This is a genomic window from Roseibium sp. (assembly GCF_965229775.1).
GTDB lineage: Bacteria > Pseudomonadota > Alphaproteobacteria > Rhizobiales > Stappiaceae > Roseibium.
This window is the reverse complement of sequence record NZ_OZ245929.1, coordinates 3,093,103-3,107,556: the sequence shown is the minus strand read 5'-3', so window position 1 is coordinate 3,107,556 and position 14,454 is coordinate 3,093,103. Positions and strand designations below refer to the sequence as shown.

General features: G+C 60.5%; 12 protein-coding genes. 7 read left to right on the top strand and 5 right to left on the bottom strand.

Features of this window, described 5'->3' with window-relative positions; genetic code table 11:
• Window positions 1-215: 215 nt before the first annotated feature.
• From ACO07N_RS14090 to ACO07N_RS14075, 4 genes are all read left to right on the top strand, one after another.
• Window positions 216-3,404: a putative bifunctional diguanylate cyclase/phosphodiesterase gene (locus tag ACO07N_RS14090; RefSeq protein WP_421981624.1), complete on the top strand. Its 3,189-nt coding sequence runs from the start codon at window positions 216-218 to the stop codon at window positions 3,402-3,404.
• A 122-nt stretch (window positions 3,405-3,526) separates the two neighbouring features.
• Complete coding sequence (locus ACO07N_RS14085; RefSeq protein ID WP_421981623.1) at window positions 3,527-4,390, top strand: patatin-like phospholipase family protein; 864 nt, start codon at window positions 3,527-3,529, stop codon at window positions 4,388-4,390.
• 296 nt (window positions 4,391-4,686) lie between these two features.
• Window positions 4,687-4,842, top strand: coding sequence for a hypothetical protein (locus ACO07N_RS14080; RefSeq protein WP_421981622.1), 156 nt, complete (start codon window positions 4,687-4,689; stop codon window positions 4,840-4,842).
• A gap of 220 nt (window positions 4,843-5,062) precedes the next feature.
• Window positions 5,063-5,920 (top strand): MBL fold metallo-hydrolase, encoded by an 858-nt coding sequence (locus ACO07N_RS14075; RefSeq protein WP_421981621.1) that lies wholly within the window; start codon window positions 5,063-5,065, stop codon window positions 5,918-5,920.
• A gap of 16 nt (window positions 5,921-5,936) precedes the next feature.
• On the opposite strand, the gene rsmD is transcribed toward ACO07N_RS14075, so the two are convergent.
• Both rsmD and ACO07N_RS14065 read right to left on the bottom strand, forming a co-directional pair.
• Window positions 5,937-6,497, bottom strand: a complete 561-nt coding sequence (rsmD, locus tag ACO07N_RS14070) for a 16S rRNA (guanine(966)-N(2))-methyltransferase RsmD (RefSeq protein WP_421981620.1) — start codon at window positions 6,495-6,497, stop codon at window positions 5,937-5,939.
• Window positions 6,494-7,717 carry a pseudouridine synthase gene (locus ACO07N_RS14065; protein ID WP_421981619.1) on the bottom strand — a complete coding sequence of 408 codons (1,224 nt, stop codon included), beginning with the start codon at window positions 7,715-7,717 and terminating at the stop codon, window positions 6,494-6,496. The genes rsmD and ACO07N_RS14065 overlap by 4 nt, the downstream gene beginning before the upstream one ends.
• A gap of 273 nt (window positions 7,718-7,990) precedes the next feature.
• On the opposite strand from ACO07N_RS14065, the gene ACO07N_RS14060 reads away from it, so the two are divergent.
• Together ACO07N_RS14060 and ACO07N_RS14055 are read left to right on the top strand one after the other, a co-directional pair.
• Window positions 7,991-8,443, top strand: a complete 453-nt coding sequence (locus ACO07N_RS14060) for a nucleoside deaminase (protein ID WP_421981618.1) — start codon at window positions 7,991-7,993, stop codon at window positions 8,441-8,443.
• A gap of 140 nt (window positions 8,444-8,583) precedes the next feature.
• The gene (locus ACO07N_RS14055; RefSeq protein ID WP_421981617.1) at window positions 8,584-9,765 is read left to right on the top strand and encodes a porin; all 1,182 of its coding nucleotides are present in this window, start codon (window positions 8,584-8,586) and stop codon (window positions 9,763-9,765) included.
• A gap of 54 nt (window positions 9,766-9,819) precedes the next feature.
• Here the strand turns inward: ACO07N_RS14055 and ACO07N_RS14050 are convergent, their stop codons facing one another.
• Both ACO07N_RS14050 and mutL read right to left on the bottom strand, forming a co-directional pair.
• Entirely contained in the window at window positions 9,820-10,692 is an 873-nt protein-coding gene (locus tag ACO07N_RS14050) for an alpha/beta hydrolase (protein ID WP_421981616.1), read from the bottom strand.
• Window positions 10,693-10,759: 67 nt separating this feature from the next.
• Window positions 10,760-12,664, bottom strand: coding sequence for a DNA mismatch repair endonuclease MutL (mutL, locus tag ACO07N_RS14045; RefSeq protein ID WP_421981615.1), 1,905 nt, complete (start codon window positions 12,662-12,664; stop codon window positions 10,760-10,762).
• 112 nt (window positions 12,665-12,776) lie between these two features.
• Here mutL and ACO07N_RS14040 point away from each other — a divergent pair, with 112 nt between their 5' ends.
• Window positions 12,777-13,652, top strand: a complete 876-nt coding sequence (locus ACO07N_RS14040) for a TIGR01459 family HAD-type hydrolase (RefSeq protein ID WP_421981614.1) — start codon at window positions 12,777-12,779, stop codon at window positions 13,650-13,652.
• 53 nt (window positions 13,653-13,705) lie between these two features.
• Here ACO07N_RS14040 and ACO07N_RS14035 read toward each other — a convergent pair whose 3' ends face one another.
• Window positions 13,706-14,380, bottom strand: a complete 675-nt coding sequence (locus tag ACO07N_RS14035; RefSeq protein ID WP_421981613.1) for a chemotaxis protein — start codon at window positions 14,378-14,380, stop codon at window positions 13,706-13,708.
• Between the last annotated feature and the right edge of the window lie 74 nt (window positions 14,381-14,454).

Sequence of the window (14,454 nt, the reverse complement as noted above, 5' to 3'; positions counted from 1 at the left end):
TTAACTTGAAAAATTCTTTTAAAAGTTGAATTTACCAAGAAAATCAACGAACTTCTTAATTGTATTTAAGAATTCCATTCAAGACAATTTAACTAATCTATCATATTAAAACTTACGGCGACGAAGGTTTGCAGTGAGTGCCATAAAGGACATCCAAACACAGCTTGCTGACGGCCTCGCCAGTGTATTCGCAGCTGCGGCTGCCGGGGGTATTTGTGCTGGGTCTGGGCAGACAGAAATCAAAAGAACACGAGAACCTGCGGGACAGCACCTTTCGCCGGCCCCAACCCGACACATTTCTTGATCGCATCGTTGCGCGGCTATCTCCCAAGGACGACCTGAATTTCGAAAAGCCGATCCGGATGGTGTTCCTGTCCTTCCTGGGGCTGATCGTGTGCATCCTCGTGGCGCAGAACATATCGTCCGAATTCCGGAACCTGCGAGAGCCGCAGGAAGCGATCATGACCACGGCCGAACGGCTGGTGACGCAGCAGAAGAAACTCGGAGCCGACACGCTTGCGGAGATCTTCAGGATACTCGGCAACGGCACGGATCTTCAGGATGCCATTCGCGCAAACGACGAGCGCAAGGTGAGACGACTGGCGGCGGCTCTCTTCGCTTCCAAGGCCCATCGTCGTGATATTGTCGAGCTTTCGATCTTCAGCCCCGACATGACGCTTGTGTATCCGCCGGAGGCAAATCCGGTCGCGCTTGGACCGGCAGAGGGCCAAACGATCGGTCCGGTTGCAATCGCTGCCGGACATTACGACGGGGTTGAGCTGGGTCCCGACAAACGCTTCGTCGTCGGTGTCCTGCGGCCCTGGCTGTCCGACGGTCAACTCCTCGGCTACCTGAAGCTGACGACCGACATCGAACGCTCGCTGACGCATGCCAGCACAGCCATCGATGCCCAGATCGTGAAGACCAGCCGGTTGCCGGGCCGAAACGCAGGCAGTGCCGACCGGACGATCCACAGAGTGCTTGGCAGCTTTGCATCCGGCGGACTGGATCTGGAGGTATTTTCCAATCCTGGCCTCGGCACAGGCATCGAGCCGTTCTATGTCCAGGATGGACGGATCTACATGGTTCGCGACCTGCCTCTCGCCCTGTCCAGGGGCGGCAACGACATCACCTTGCGGGTCATCAAGGACGTCACGGATAACATGTGGGCGTTTCTCCGGGGCGTCCTCGTTTCGGTGCTTATCGGCGTGGGATTGTCGCTGATAACGTGGGCGGTGATCCAGCGCCTGCTGGCCCGCCTGCAGTCCTCGGTCCAGGTCACGCGGCATCGCCTCGAAGCGGAAGTTCGTGACTATACCGACCAGCTGGAGAGCAACACGTCCAAGCTTCTGGAAGCCCAGCGCATCGCCACGGTCGGCAGCTGGGAACGGGATCTTGCGACAAACGAAGTCCGTGCAACGGAAGAATATTTCCGGATCATGCATGTCGACGGAAAGCTACCCTCGCACCAGATCATAGACAGGGTCTACGCGCGGATACCCGAGCACGAGCGCCGGGCGGCAAAGCTCATGGTTCAAAACGCGGTCGAGGCCTGCGGAGAATTCGATTTCGAGCACTCGCTGATCCCGGACAACGGCAAACCGCGCGCCCTTCACATTCGCGGTTATGTCGAGCCCGGTCCGGACGGGAAAGCCGCGAAAGTCGTCGGCACCGTGCACGACGTCACCGAGCGCACCGAGGCCGAGCAGCGCAACCATCTGCTCGCCAATATCCTGGAATCGTCGCTCAACGAGATCTTCATCCTCGATGCCGCAACGTTCCGGTTCAGATATGCCAACAGGTGTGCCCTGAACAATCTCGGCTACCTGCCGGACAGCCTGCAATCCATGCATCTTTGGGATGTCAACTCGATCTACAATGAGGATGCCATAAGGCATCAGGTCCGGCCGCTCCTGACCGGGGACCTTGAGGGCATCTCGGCGGAAACCGTTCACCGGCGCAAGGACGGGTCCGAGTATCCGGTCGAACTGCGCATACAGCTGCTGAAGGACAAGGACGAGGATCTCTTTGTCATCATCGCCAACGATGTGACGGAAAGGGTTATGCGGGAGACCGAGACCCGCGAGGCAAGGGTGCGTGCAGAGCGGCTGGCCTATTTCGATCCGCTGACCAAGCTCTCCAACAGGGCCGGTTGCCAGCGCGATGCGAAACTACGGTTCGAACGAGCGGACAAACCGGCATTCCTGGTTCATGTCGACATGGACAATTTCAAGCGTGTGAACGATACGCTCGGCCACCTTGCGGGCGACTATTGCCTGGAGGAAACCGGCCGCAGGCTGCGTGAAGTGTCGCGCGGGCTCGGCACGCCCTATCGCTGGGGCGGTGACGAGTTCGTCATCATCGCGGACAGTGCCGGCGCCGACCCCAATGAACTGTTCGAACGCGCCCGGCGGCTCATGCGCCTGCCGATGGAATTCAACGGCAACCGGTTCTGGCCGACGGTCAGCATGGGAATCGCACTGTGCCCGGAAGACGGTTCGTCGTTCGAAGATCTTCTCTTCAACGCCGACCTGGCGCTCTACCAGTCGAAAGAAAGCGGCAAGGACCGGTTCACGTTCTTCAAGTCCAGCATGAAGACGGAAAGCGAAACCGAGGCAAGGATCGAGCGCGAACTGCAAAATGCAGTCAAGGACAACCAGTTCTTCATGGTGTTTCAGCCGCAGGTCAATTTGCGGTCCCAGAACATTACCGGCATCGAAGCGCTGATACGCTGGGACCATCCCGAGCGCGGCATCCTTTCGCCGGCGGAGTTCCTGCCGGTCGTCGAGAAAACCAGCCTCGCCCCGGTTCTCGGTGAGATCATCATCGACAGGGCCTTTGCCGCCGCCAAACACTGGCTGGTCAGCGGTCTAGACTTCGGCCGCATCTCGGTGAACGTCTCTCCCTCTCACCTCGCCTCCGGGCTTCTGGTGGAGCATTTCAAGGCCGCAATGGCGAAATACGAGATCGGTGCAGAGCGCATTACCGCGGAAGTTCTGGAGTCCGTTTTCCTGAACGACACCCGTTCCGGTCATCTGACGGCGCTCCGGGAGCTGTTCGAGCTTGGTGTACATATCGAGCTGGATGACTTCGGCACGGGTTATGCATCGCTGACCCACGTCGCCGACCTGCCGATCAACGGACTGAAGATCGACCGCTCCTTCACCGCCCAGATGATCGATGACCCGCGCAAGGAAGCGGTCGTCAACCAGCTGGTCCATCTGGCAAGATCCCTGAACGTCGCCGTCGTGTGCGAAGGTGTCGAGACCGAGGCGCAGTACCACCGTTTGCGCATGATGGGTGACTTCTCCATCCAGGGATATCTGATCGCCGAACCGATGCCGCTTGACCAGATGACCGAGTGGATGGCAGAGGCGTCCGACGATCTTTATTTCGTCATCTGACGCGCGTTATCTTCCATGCCGTGAACGATCTGCCGGCTACGTAAGCGAGCCCGTCTGCCTTGGAAAACGGCGCCCGCACTCCCATGTCAGGGCAGATGAGCGATGAAAGGACGGCGTACACAATGACCGCGCACACGGCGACTTCGACGACGCCTCCCCGGATCGGACTTGCCCTGGGCGGCGGCGGCGCCCGCGGGCTGGCGCATATCCCTGTTCTCGAAGCGTTCGACGATCTGGGTTTGAAGCCCGCGCGGATTGCCGGAACCTCGATCGGCGCAATTCTCGGTGCCGCCTATGCGAGCGGTTTCAGCGGAGAGGAGATCCGCCGGATTGTCCTGGAGCTTTTCGCCGACCGGAACACCGTTCTGTCGAAAGTGTGGCAATTGCGGCCAAAGCGGTTTGCCGACATGTTCCGGGCCCGTCCGGTGCAACTCGATCCCGAACGGGTGCTCGACGTCTTCATTGCCGAGCACCTGCCGAAGAGCTTCGAAGATCTGCACATTCCGCTTCGCGTGCTTGCGACGGACTTCTTCGGTTGTGAAGAACTCGACTTTGAAGAAGGCCCCCTTCTTCCCGCGATTGCGGCGTCAATAGCGATCCCCGCGATTTTCCGGCCGGTGCAGCACGCAGACCGATTCCTGATCGACGGCGGTGTCGTGAATCCCCTGCCCTTCGAAGGCATGCGCTCCGATTGCGACATTGTCATTGCGGTGGATGTCGTCGGCGCACCGGTGCCGCGGTCCAACAGGTCGGACATCAACATGCTGGACGCCCTGTTCGGTTCATCGCAAATCCTGATGCAGACGATCACGTCGCAAAAACTCAAGCTGGAACAACCGGATATCCTGGTGCGCCCTCCCCATGACACGGTCCGCGTCCTCGATTTCCTGAAGGCAGAGCAAATTCTTGAAAGAGCCGAAGCCTTGAGAGCATCAACAAGAGAACAACTGTCAGCACTGACAAAACAACCTATGATAGTTACTTGAAAACGCCTAAGTAAATTTCACCATCCGATTGATTTTTCCTGTAAAAAAGCCGGAAATTAATTTTTTTTTAATGCCACTGGGGAATATTATTCTTAAAAACCAGAGGTAAGACAATGCACAAATCGGGGTCTGCGGATCTGGAGAATTGTCCGGTTCCAGAGGATTTGCTGAAACAGCTTCTTGAAGCGACACTGAACGTTGTCACGGATGTTGGAATTGAGCTTCCCGAACGACAGAGGGCGGCCCTCGCGGTTTATTGTTACAGACGCTCGCATTTGCGCCGGCTCGGACTGTCGATGGCAGCACTATGCAGCCGTGCGTCCCTGATGATGGAAGCCGGACACGCCGGTGAACTCATTCATGTGCAGGCGCAGGCAAACGTAACTGGTGAAGCAGAGGCGGACATCCGTCAGCGGGGCGGAAAAGCGCCGGTCAGTCTTCACGTGGTTTGAGATTTCATTCGGGGCTGGTTCTTCCTCCCTCCCGCCCCCACCTGCGGCAACCGCCTCCGCGAATTTCGACGCGCTGGCCGGTTGCCTTTTTCTTCCGCCAACACGCTTGCAAATCCCCAATGCCGTCAACGATATGCAGGCGTGACCAATTTTCGTGCTTGCCTCGGCCAAACCGACCGCTACTCTTTTAGTCAGCCCGGCTGAAATCAGGGACGAGCACATGAATCAAGGCACCGAAGCTTCAAACCAGACACGCCGCCGCGTCCGAAGCGCGCGCCGGACCGCAGCGCTGCTGCTGGGCCTTGTGGCCGCAGCGTTCGCGTCGCCTGCCATGGCCATCTGCCAACTCGTGGCGAATGCCCCCTATCTCGCCCCCGGCGCCGACGAGGTCCGGGTCTGGCAGGCCGCGCTGCAAGCCGGCGAGGTGCAGATCAGGTATATCGGTCATTCCACCTTCGAGCTGGAGACCCCCGGCAGTATTCGTATCGCCACCGACTACAACGACATTCACCGCCCGTTCCTGTCGCCCACGGTCGCCACGATGAACGGTGCGCATTCCACGCACTATTCACTTTCACCGGACCCCGAAATCGAGCACCTGCTCTACGGCTGGAACCCGGAAGGCGGGCCGATGGATCACGACCTGACGGTCGGAGACGTACGGATCAGGAATATCCAGACGAATATCCGCAGCTGGGACGGCGAAACACGGCGCCTGGGCAACTCGATCTTCATTTTCGAGATTGCCGACCTGTGCATTGCCCATCTCGGACATCTGCATCACAGACTGACGAAAGAGGATTACCTGCGCCTCGGCCAGATCGACGTCGTGTTTGCCGCGATCGACAATTCCTCGACGCTGCGCCTCGACAGCCTGATGGATGTCCTGAAGGGCATCGGCCCGGCAATGATCATCCCGATGCACTTTCATTTCGCGGGCGCCCTGCCGGCGTTCACGGGCCGGGCCGCCGAAGCCGGCTACGAAATCGTGCAGGCCGACCTGCCCAAACTCGTGATCAGCAAGGCGACGCTTCCATCGCGGACGACGGTCTATATCATGATGCCCGGCGGCGCCTGATCGGCAGAACGTGCCTTCAGGCCTCCTGAAATGTCAGGAAGATGACCTGGCTGTCCCCCGCCTGACGCCGGTCCGTTTCGGAAAACATGGGCGGCAGATCGAGCGCCGCGGCAGCGCTTTCCTCAAGGACGCAGACTGCGCCAGGTGCCAGCCAGCCACCCTTTGCAGCTGATGCCAGCGCCCGTTCTCCCAACCCCTTGCCGTAAGGCGGATCGGCAAAGACCAGATTGAACGGTTCGATCGTCCCGACCGCGCCAAGGCGCGTTGCATCGCGCCGGAAGATCTTGGCAACGCCATTCAGGCCGAGGTTTTCCATGTTCGTGCGGATCACACCGCGGGCCTCAGCGCCTTCCTCGATGAAGGTGCAATGACGCGCTCCGCGGCTGACGGCCTCAAATCCGAGGGCACCTGTTCCGGCAAACAGATCAAGGACGCGCGCGCCCTCCAGATCGAAGGCGAGCCCGTGCGCGAGAATGTTGAAGATCGTCTCCCTGAGCCGGTCACTCGTCGGTCTGGTGCCGTGCGACTTCGGCGAGGCGAGCGACTTGCCCCTGAACCGCCCGGCAACAATTCTCAAGTGCGCCTGCCTCCCTTGGGCCGGTCGTCGCCCCCAGCCGGGCCGCGGCGGTCACGTCCGGGCTTTTCCGATCTCTTTTGCTGTTGCTTGTCTTCCACTAGACCGTCCTCGCTCCAGATACGCCGCTGGGGAGCGGACCGTTCCTCGGCGAACTCCTTGCGCGGCCTCGGCTCGGACGTCATGCGAAAGCGCGAACGAGGCGACACCTTTTCCTGGCGCGGCGCGGCATTGCCGCGTTTGGGCCGCTTCTGGCCCGGATCCGACGGTCTTTCCGATGTTCTTGATGCCTTGCGCTTGTCGGTTTCCGATTTTCCCTCGCGCGCCGTGAGCCACTTGCCCTGCGTCTGTGCACGTCCAGCGCCGGGCTTGCCCTGAGACCTGCCTCCGGCACCGCGTGATTTTCCGGAGGACTTCGCTGGGGCCTCCTGTTTCGGCTGGTGGAAAATCGGAGCGTCGAAATCCGCGCCTGCCTCTTGCGCCAATGTCTCGCCGAGCTGGTCGCGCAGGATCCTGCCGCGAATTTCCCGGACATCACCATCGGCAAGGTCCATCAGCTGAAACGGTCCATAGGAGAGGCGGATGAGGCGGTTGACGGCCAGGCCCAGATGCTCGAGCACCCGCTTGACTTCCCGGTTCTTGCCCTCGCGCAAGCCGACGGTCAGCCAGATATTGCCGCCCTGCTCCTTGTCCAGCGTGGCTTCGATTGCTCCATAGAGCACGCCGTCAATTGCGATGCCGTCATTCAGGGCATCCAGATCGGTTTGCGTGACCTTGCCGAAGGCACGCACGCGATACCGCCGCAGCCATCCGGTCGACGGCAGCTCTAGAACCCGCGCCAGACCGCCGTCATTGGTCAGGAGCAGCAGACCTTCGGTGTTGATGTCGAGCCGGCCGACCGTGAGCACGCGCGGCAGATCCTTCGGCAACCGGTCGAACACCGTGGGGCGCCCCTCCGGGTCCTTGTTGGTCGTCACCAGTCCCTTCGGCTTGTGATAAAGCCAGAGGCGGGTCCGTTCGCGCATGGGCAACGGTTCGCCGTCCACAAGCACCTTGTCGTTTTCAGAAACGGTGACGGCGGGTGTCGCAAGCACGGTGCCGTTCAGCTGCACGCGTCCCGCCTCGATCCATTTTTCCGCTTCCCGCCGGGAGCACAGGCCGGCACGGGCCATCACCTTGGCAATCCGGTCTCCCCGTTCCGCGTCGGCGGCATGGGAAGGCATCGGGGGGGTGTCCATCGCCCTTTTGGGCTTGGCAGATGGCGCGCGCTTCTTGTCAGGCGCTGCGTTCCGGCGTCCGGAGCCTTTTGCCGGCTGGGGGCGTCCGCGTGTTGGTTTTCTTGTTGTCATGGGCGCCTCATAGCAGAGCTTGACCGTTTCTGAAATCACCTCACGGCCGCTAATTTCGCAACCTAGCTCTTTTCCTTGCGCATGACACATGCGAAACAGGCATGTTTTCAGGAGGGCGCTTGTGCGACCCCAAAAAGGGCAAATCGCATGAACACGGGCAAAAGGTCCTTCATGAGCATGGCGCTGGAGGAGGCGGAAGCTGCGGCCGCCCGGGGCGAAGTGCCTGTCGGTGCGGTGCTCGTCAGGAACGAGGAGGTTCTGGCCCGGGACGGCAACAGAACGCTGGAACTCAACGACCCGACTGCACATGCGGAAATCCTGGTCATCAGGAAGGCCTGCGCGCTGCTGAGCTCGCAACGCCTCACCGGTTGCGATCTTTATGTGACGCTTGAACCGTGTTCGATGTGCGCCGGCGCAATTTCCTTTGCACGGATCAGACGGCTCTACTACGGGGCGGGCGACGAAAAAGGTGGTGCGGTTGAACACGGCACGCGATTCTTTTCCCAGGCCACGTGTCACCACCAGCCGGAAATCTACGCGGGGATCGGCGAGTCGGCCTCCGCAGAAATACTTAAAACCTTCTTTTCTTCCAAACGGTAAGGGCCGTCTTGCGTTGCAATAGGGCAACATCACCCAATCAAAGCGCCCGTGCCTAGAGATTTTCGCTTTGGCTATGTGTGAAGTGTCATGATTGCACTGCATGCTGGTGGCAGTTCAATTTCCGCGTCTTGGAGTTTCAAATGACTCGCATCTTCGTATTTGGGGCAATGGCCGGTCTTGTAGCCGTTTCAACCCCTGTTCAGGCCGCCGATCTCCCAGTGGCTCCCGAACCAGTCGACTATGTGCGCATCTGCGACGCTTACGGCGCGCGCTTCTACTATATCCCCGGCACGGAAACCTGCCTGAGGGTTCGTGGACGTGTACGCACCGAGTTCCGCGTTCGCAATTTCGGCGACGCGGAAAATGCGTGGGGTGACAGGGACACTGACGGTTACCAGTGGCGGACGCGCGGCTATCTTTATCTCGACGCTCGCACAGCAACCGAGTTCGGCACTTTGCGCACCTATATCGAGATGTATATGCAGCAGCAGAACAATGGTGGTGCCTTCTCGTTCGAGAAAGGTTACATCCAGTGGGGCGGTTTGCTTGCGGGTTACACGAGTTCGAACTTCGACTTCTTCACCGGATACTCGATGGACGCACAAATTGAGTCCTATTCCGACCAGACGATCAACCAGATTGCCTACACCTACGCCTTCGGAAACGGGTTTAGCGCAACACTCGCTCTCGAAGACCGCTCAAGCCGCGAGACCGGTATCGGTCTAAATGGCGGTGTTCTGGACTACGGCGGCACGCGGATGCCGGACGTTGTTGGTGTTCTGGCCGTAAGCCAGGGCTGGGGCCAGGCACAGCTTATGGGCGCCCTGCACCAAGTCTACCCGAATTCCACGTATAACGGCTTGACCGGCGGTTCCGAGGATGAACTCGGCTGGGCGATCGGTGCCGGCGTGGAACTTGATTTCGACGTCGCAGCAGGCGTCAGCGTTGCCCTTCAAGGTGTCTATACCGACGGTGCCAGCGGTTACGGCTCGACGGGCTGGGTCGACCAGATCACAGATGCCGTCTGGGATGGCAACAGCACCGAAACAACGAGAACCTGGAACATTTTCGGCGGCGTCAGCGTTGGCGTCACCGATCACTGGATCGTCAATGTCGAGGGTGGTTACCACAATGTGGATGCGGGTGCGGACGCCTACGACTTCACACAATGGAGTGTCTCGGGCAACGTTATGTGGGAACCGGTCAAGGGCTTCGAGATGGGTCCCGAAATCCAGTATCGCGACATCGACTATGACGCGGCATCGGGACTGGATGACACCAATCAGATCTTCGGAACGTTCCGCCTCCAGAGATCGTTCTGATCTGCAGACAGATGCAACAGACAAACTCCGGGTCAGCGGCCCGGAGTTTTTGTTTCACGGCTGCTCGCCGGTCCACTTGTCCTGGACGCTGTCCCAGAGCCCGCGCTTCCACAAGTCTCCGTGGCCCGCGCCTTCAAAGATCAGCAGTTCCTTCGGTTCGGATGCATACTGGAATACCTGTTCGCCGTGCTCGACCGGAATGATGGCGTCCTCGGTGCCGTGAATGATCAGCGCCGGTGCCTCGACCTTCCCGATCCGCTCGCGTGTCTTCATCTGGTCCTTCATCAAGAAGCCGACAGGGAGCCAGGGATAGCTGGCTGCGGCCATGTCCACCAGCGCCGTATAAGGCGCTTCCAGGACCAGCAAACCCGCGTCGGGCCGCTCGGCGGCAACCGCGGTTGCGACACCTGAACCAAGGCTTTCGCCGTGAACGATGATCGGTGTGCCTGCAGCTGCTGCACGGTCGAAATGTTCCAGCGCATCGGAAATAATCGCTGTTTCGGACGGGCTGCCCTCGCTGCCCGCATAGCCGCGATAAGTTGGCGCATAGAGGCCGTATCCGCTGTCCAGAATCATCTTGAAGCGCTGCCAGCGCCCCGAGAGGTTGCTCGAATTGCCGTGAAAATAGACCACTGTCGGCAGGCCTTCTTCCGCCGGCTCTGCCGTCCAGACGGTGGTTCTTGTCCCGTCCGCCATTTCAACAAGCTCGACCGAAACGTTCTGCAGTCCCTTGTCTTCCGGCGTCAGAAGCTCTCCGCTCGGGACAAAAATGAAGCTGCGCTGGTTCAGGTACATGTAGCCGGCGGCCATTGAATAAGCGATGGCGCCCGCGACCAGCAGCTTGACCAGACCGCCGCGGAATCTCGCCCGCGTGCCTGCCGTCTTTTCCCCTGCTTCGCCGGTGCTGCCTGTTTCGGCCTCGGCCATCGTCATGCTCCTTGTTGCACTCGATGATTGTTACGCATGGCAGGACAACACCGATCAGATTTCGAGATCACTTACGTCCGAAAAGGCGCTCGATGTCCGACAGTTTCAGTTCAACCCAGGTCGGTCTGCCGTGATTACACTGGCCTGATTTGGGCGTTGCCTCCATGTCGCGCAAGAGGGCATCCATTTCCTGGGGCCGCATGCGTCTTCCCGCCCGGACCGAGCCGTGACAGGCCATCGTCGCCGCGACGTGATCGAGTTTTTCACGCAAACCGTCTGCCGTCTCCCATTCGGCGAGTTCGTCGGCGAGATTGCGGACCATGCCCTGAATATCCATGTCACCGAGGATCGCGGGTGTTTCCCGCACCGCGACGGCTCCCGGGCCGAAGGCTTCCAGCACAAGACCGACCTCCGCCAGATCCACCGCCCTGTCGTTCAGGCGCAGCGCGTCCTCCTCGGTCAGTTCCACGATCTCCGGAATGAGAAGGATCTGGCGCGCGACATCCTTTTTGGCGAGTGCCTCCTTCAGGCGTTCATAGACGAGCCGCTCGTGAGCCGCGTGCTGATCGACGATGACAACACCGTCTTCCGTCTGCGAAATGATGTAGGTCTCGTGTACCTGTGCGCGCGCTGCACCCAATGGAAGCCGCGTTTTCTCCGTTTCCGCAGGAGCCTCTCCAGCTCGCGTATCGGCGGACGGGACAGCGATATCGGCGAGCCCCGCCTGGCCGTCGAACCCGGCGGCTGCGGCTTCCGCAAAGCCGGTCGTTGCAGCGCCGTTTTGCTCCAGGGGACGGAAGGCGGCCGGATCCCAGCGTGCTGTCTGCGTCGGAGCATAGCCAGGCCGCCCGCCCGCGGAAGCGGCCGGTGCGTGAGAGGACGCAGAGGAAAATCCACCGTTGCCTGTTGGCCTGTAACCGGCCGGTTCCGACCGCAACGCGTCAAGGGCAACAGCTGCATTGCCGGTGGAGGACCGGTGCCCAGCCTGCACCAGCGCGTGCTTGATCGCACCGACCAGCAATCCACGCACGAGCTGGCCGTCGCGGAAACGCACATCGGCCTTGGCCGGGTGCACATTCACATCCACCTGGGCAGGGTCGAGATCGATAAACAGGACAACGACGGGATGCCGGTCCCTTGCCAGAACATCGGCATAGGCGCCCCTGAGACCGGACAGCAGAAGCTTGTCCTTGACCGGGCGTCCGTTCACGAAAAAGAACTGGTGCTGCGCATTGCCGCGATGGTGGGTCGGCAGACCGGCGAAACCGGTGAGGCGCACACCTTCGCGCTCCGCATCGAGCTCCATTGCATTGTCGACGAAGCCCTGCCCCAGGATCTGGGCGATACGGGCAAGCTGGGGCTCGCTGCCCCGGGCCGCGGGCCAGCTCTGCGGCTGGCGGTCGGCCCCAGCCAGGGAAAACCCGATCCTTGGGTAGGCAAGGGCAATGCGCTTGACGATCTCGGTAATGGCCGCCGCCTCGGCCCGGTCGGACTTCAGGAACTTCAGTCTGGCGGGGGTCGCGAAAAACAGATCCCGGACTTCAACCTGGGTTCCTTTCGCGCGGGCGGCGGGCGCAGGCGCGGTCTCCCTGCCGCCTTCCACGGCAATCGCCCAGGCATGGTCTTCGTCCTGGTGGCGGGTCTGGATGGCAAGGCGCGCAACGGAGCCTATGGAAGGCAGTGCCTCGCCGCGAAATCCGAGCGTGCGGATATCGAAAAGGTCGTCGTCCGAGATCTTTGAGGTGCAATGGCGCCGGATCGCGAGCGTCAGATCCTCGGCACGCATGCCCGCGCCGTCGTCGGAGACGCGCATGAGCGTCTTGCCGCCTGCGGCGGTGACGATCTCTATCTGCGCCGCACCGGCGTCGACTGCGTTCTCAACCAGTTCCTTGATGACGCTCGCCGGCCGCTCGATGACCTCACCGGCCGCGATCTGATTGATCACGCGTTCGCCAAGTTGCCTGACCTGCATGAAACTTCCTCTACTCGGTTTCGCACCGCGCCCTGTTCCTATATGGTCCGCGCCGAACTGTCCCGATTCTTTCCCGAGCTTATCAGATCAAGCACCATCGAAGTGAGACCCCATGACCGTTTCTGCACCGCTTCTGATCGACGGGCTGCGCACCGTCGCCCCGCTCTACAAGGGGATCCTGTGCGATGTGTGGGGTGTGCTGCACAATGGCGTTGCCGCGTTCGAAGACGCCCACAAGGCGCTGACGACCTACCGGGAAGAGGCCGGTGGCAAGGTGGTTCTGATTACAAACGCCCCCCGTCCCGCCAAGCAGGTCGGGGAGATGCTGGCGAAGCTGGGTGTCCCGGCCAGCGCCTATGACGACATCGTCACCTCGGGGGATGTCACGAGATCGATCCTGGAAGCGCAGGGCAAGAAGACGCTTCTGCATCTGGGCCCGAACCGCGACCAACCGCTCTACTGGAACCTCGAAGCCACCTTCACGACGAATGACGACGAAGCGGAAGCGATTAGCTGTACCGGGCTTGTCGACGACGAAACCGAAACGCCCGACGACTACCGGGACCGGCTGCAGAAACTTGCGGACCGGGGGCTTTTGATGATCTGCGCCAATCCCGACATCGTCGTCGAACGCGGCGACAAGCTTGTCTGGTGCGCCGGTGCGCTTGCCCGTCTCTACGAGGATCTCGGCGGCGAGGTCGCCATTTTGGGCAAACCCCATGCCCCGATCTATCACGCGGCGCTGAAGCGGCTTGAGGACCTTGCGGGCGAACCGGTCAGCAAGGAAGATGCGCTTGCAATCGGCGATGGCCTGCCGACGGACATCCGCGGAGCCGTCTCGCAGGATATCGATGTCCTGTTCATCACTGCGGGTATTCATGCGTCCGACTTCGGGCCGAGCGAAGCGCCGGAAGAGCATCTGATCCGCAAACGGCTGATCGAGGAAGGTCTGCGTGCCCGCGCGGCGCTGCCGCGTCTGTGGTGGTAGGCACAAAAAAGGCCGCCGGTGGCGGCCTTTGTCACGGCATGATCTGAACTGGTTCAGTCGAACAGTTTGTCGATATCGGCCTGTGCATCCATCAGCATGGAATCGATGTCGTCCTGGGAAACGCCCTCGCCGCTGTGCTGCGGCCCGTGCAGGATCAGCTCGCGCTTGCGGCGTTCCTCTTCGGTTTCCTCGAATTCCGCATCCAGATCGCCGGGAATGCGCAGATGCTCGATGAAGGACGACACGCGCTCGTCGATGTAGTTCAGCGTCGTCACGACCTTCGAAATCCGCTGACCGGTGATGTCCTGGAAGGTGCAGGCCTCGAAGATGCCGATCATCTTGTTGCTGACCAGCTCCTGGTACGCTTCCGGGTCGCTCGTGTCGGCGCCCATGATTTCCTCGGCGGCTTCCATGATCGTGTTGGTGGCGTCTTCCGTCGCTTCCACGATCGCATCGAGTTCACGGCCAGCGTCCGGAATCTTGTTGCCGGTCATGTCGTTTGCGCGGAGCTGAGAAATTTCCACCTTCATGCGGGCGATTTCCTTGCCGATGGCTCTCAGCTCATCGGTCACCGTCGGCTGGACGGTGGACAGGAAATCGTGCATCGAGCCGGACATGACTTCTGCGAGATGCATGACATCGGTCAGCGAAACTTCGCCGTCGCGTTGTTTGTTCTGTTCCAGGAAATCGATGACGCGAGCGACATTTTCCTGCTTCATATTGGCCATCAGGATAGCCTCCCCATGCGAAAGCCCCCCCGTACGCGTCCCCGTTTGAAGAGCTGACGCGTATTTCGTAACCA

Coding starts and splice junctions, on each gene's coding strand:
- ACO07N_RS14085 (WP_421981623.1), top strand. CDS start 3,527: ATGACCGCGCACACGGCGACTTCGACGACGCCTCCCCGGATCGGACTT.
- ACO07N_RS14080 (WP_421981622.1), top strand. CDS start 4,687: ATGGCAGCACTATGCAGCCGTGCGTCCCTGATGATGGAAGCCGGACAC.
- ACO07N_RS14075 (WP_421981621.1), top strand. CDS start 5,063: ATGAATCAAGGCACCGAAGCTTCAAACCAGACACGCCGCCGCGTCCGA.
- ACO07N_RS14065 (WP_421981619.1), bottom strand. CDS start 7,717: ATGCCTTCCCATGCCGCCGACGCGGAACGGGGAGACCGGATTGCCAAG.
- ACO07N_RS14060 (WP_421981618.1), top strand. CDS start 7,991: ATGAACACGGGCAAAAGGTCCTTCATGAGCATGGCGCTGGAGGAGGCG.
- ACO07N_RS14055 (WP_421981617.1), top strand. CDS start 8,584: ATGACTCGCATCTTCGTATTTGGGGCAATGGCCGGTCTTGTAGCCGTT.
- ACO07N_RS14050 (WP_421981616.1), bottom strand. CDS start 10,692: ATGGCCGAGGCCGAAACAGGCAGCACCGGCGAAGCAGGGGAAAAGACG.
- mutL (WP_421981615.1), bottom strand. CDS start 12,664: ATGCAGGTCAGGCAACTTGGCGAACGCGTGATCAATCAGATCGCGGCC.
- ACO07N_RS14040 (WP_421981614.1), top strand. CDS start 12,777: ATGACCGTTTCTGCACCGCTTCTGATCGACGGGCTGCGCACCGTCGCC.
- ACO07N_RS14035 (WP_421981613.1), bottom strand. CDS start 14,380: ATGGCCAATATGAAGCAGGAAAATGTCGCTCGCGTCATCGATTTCCTG.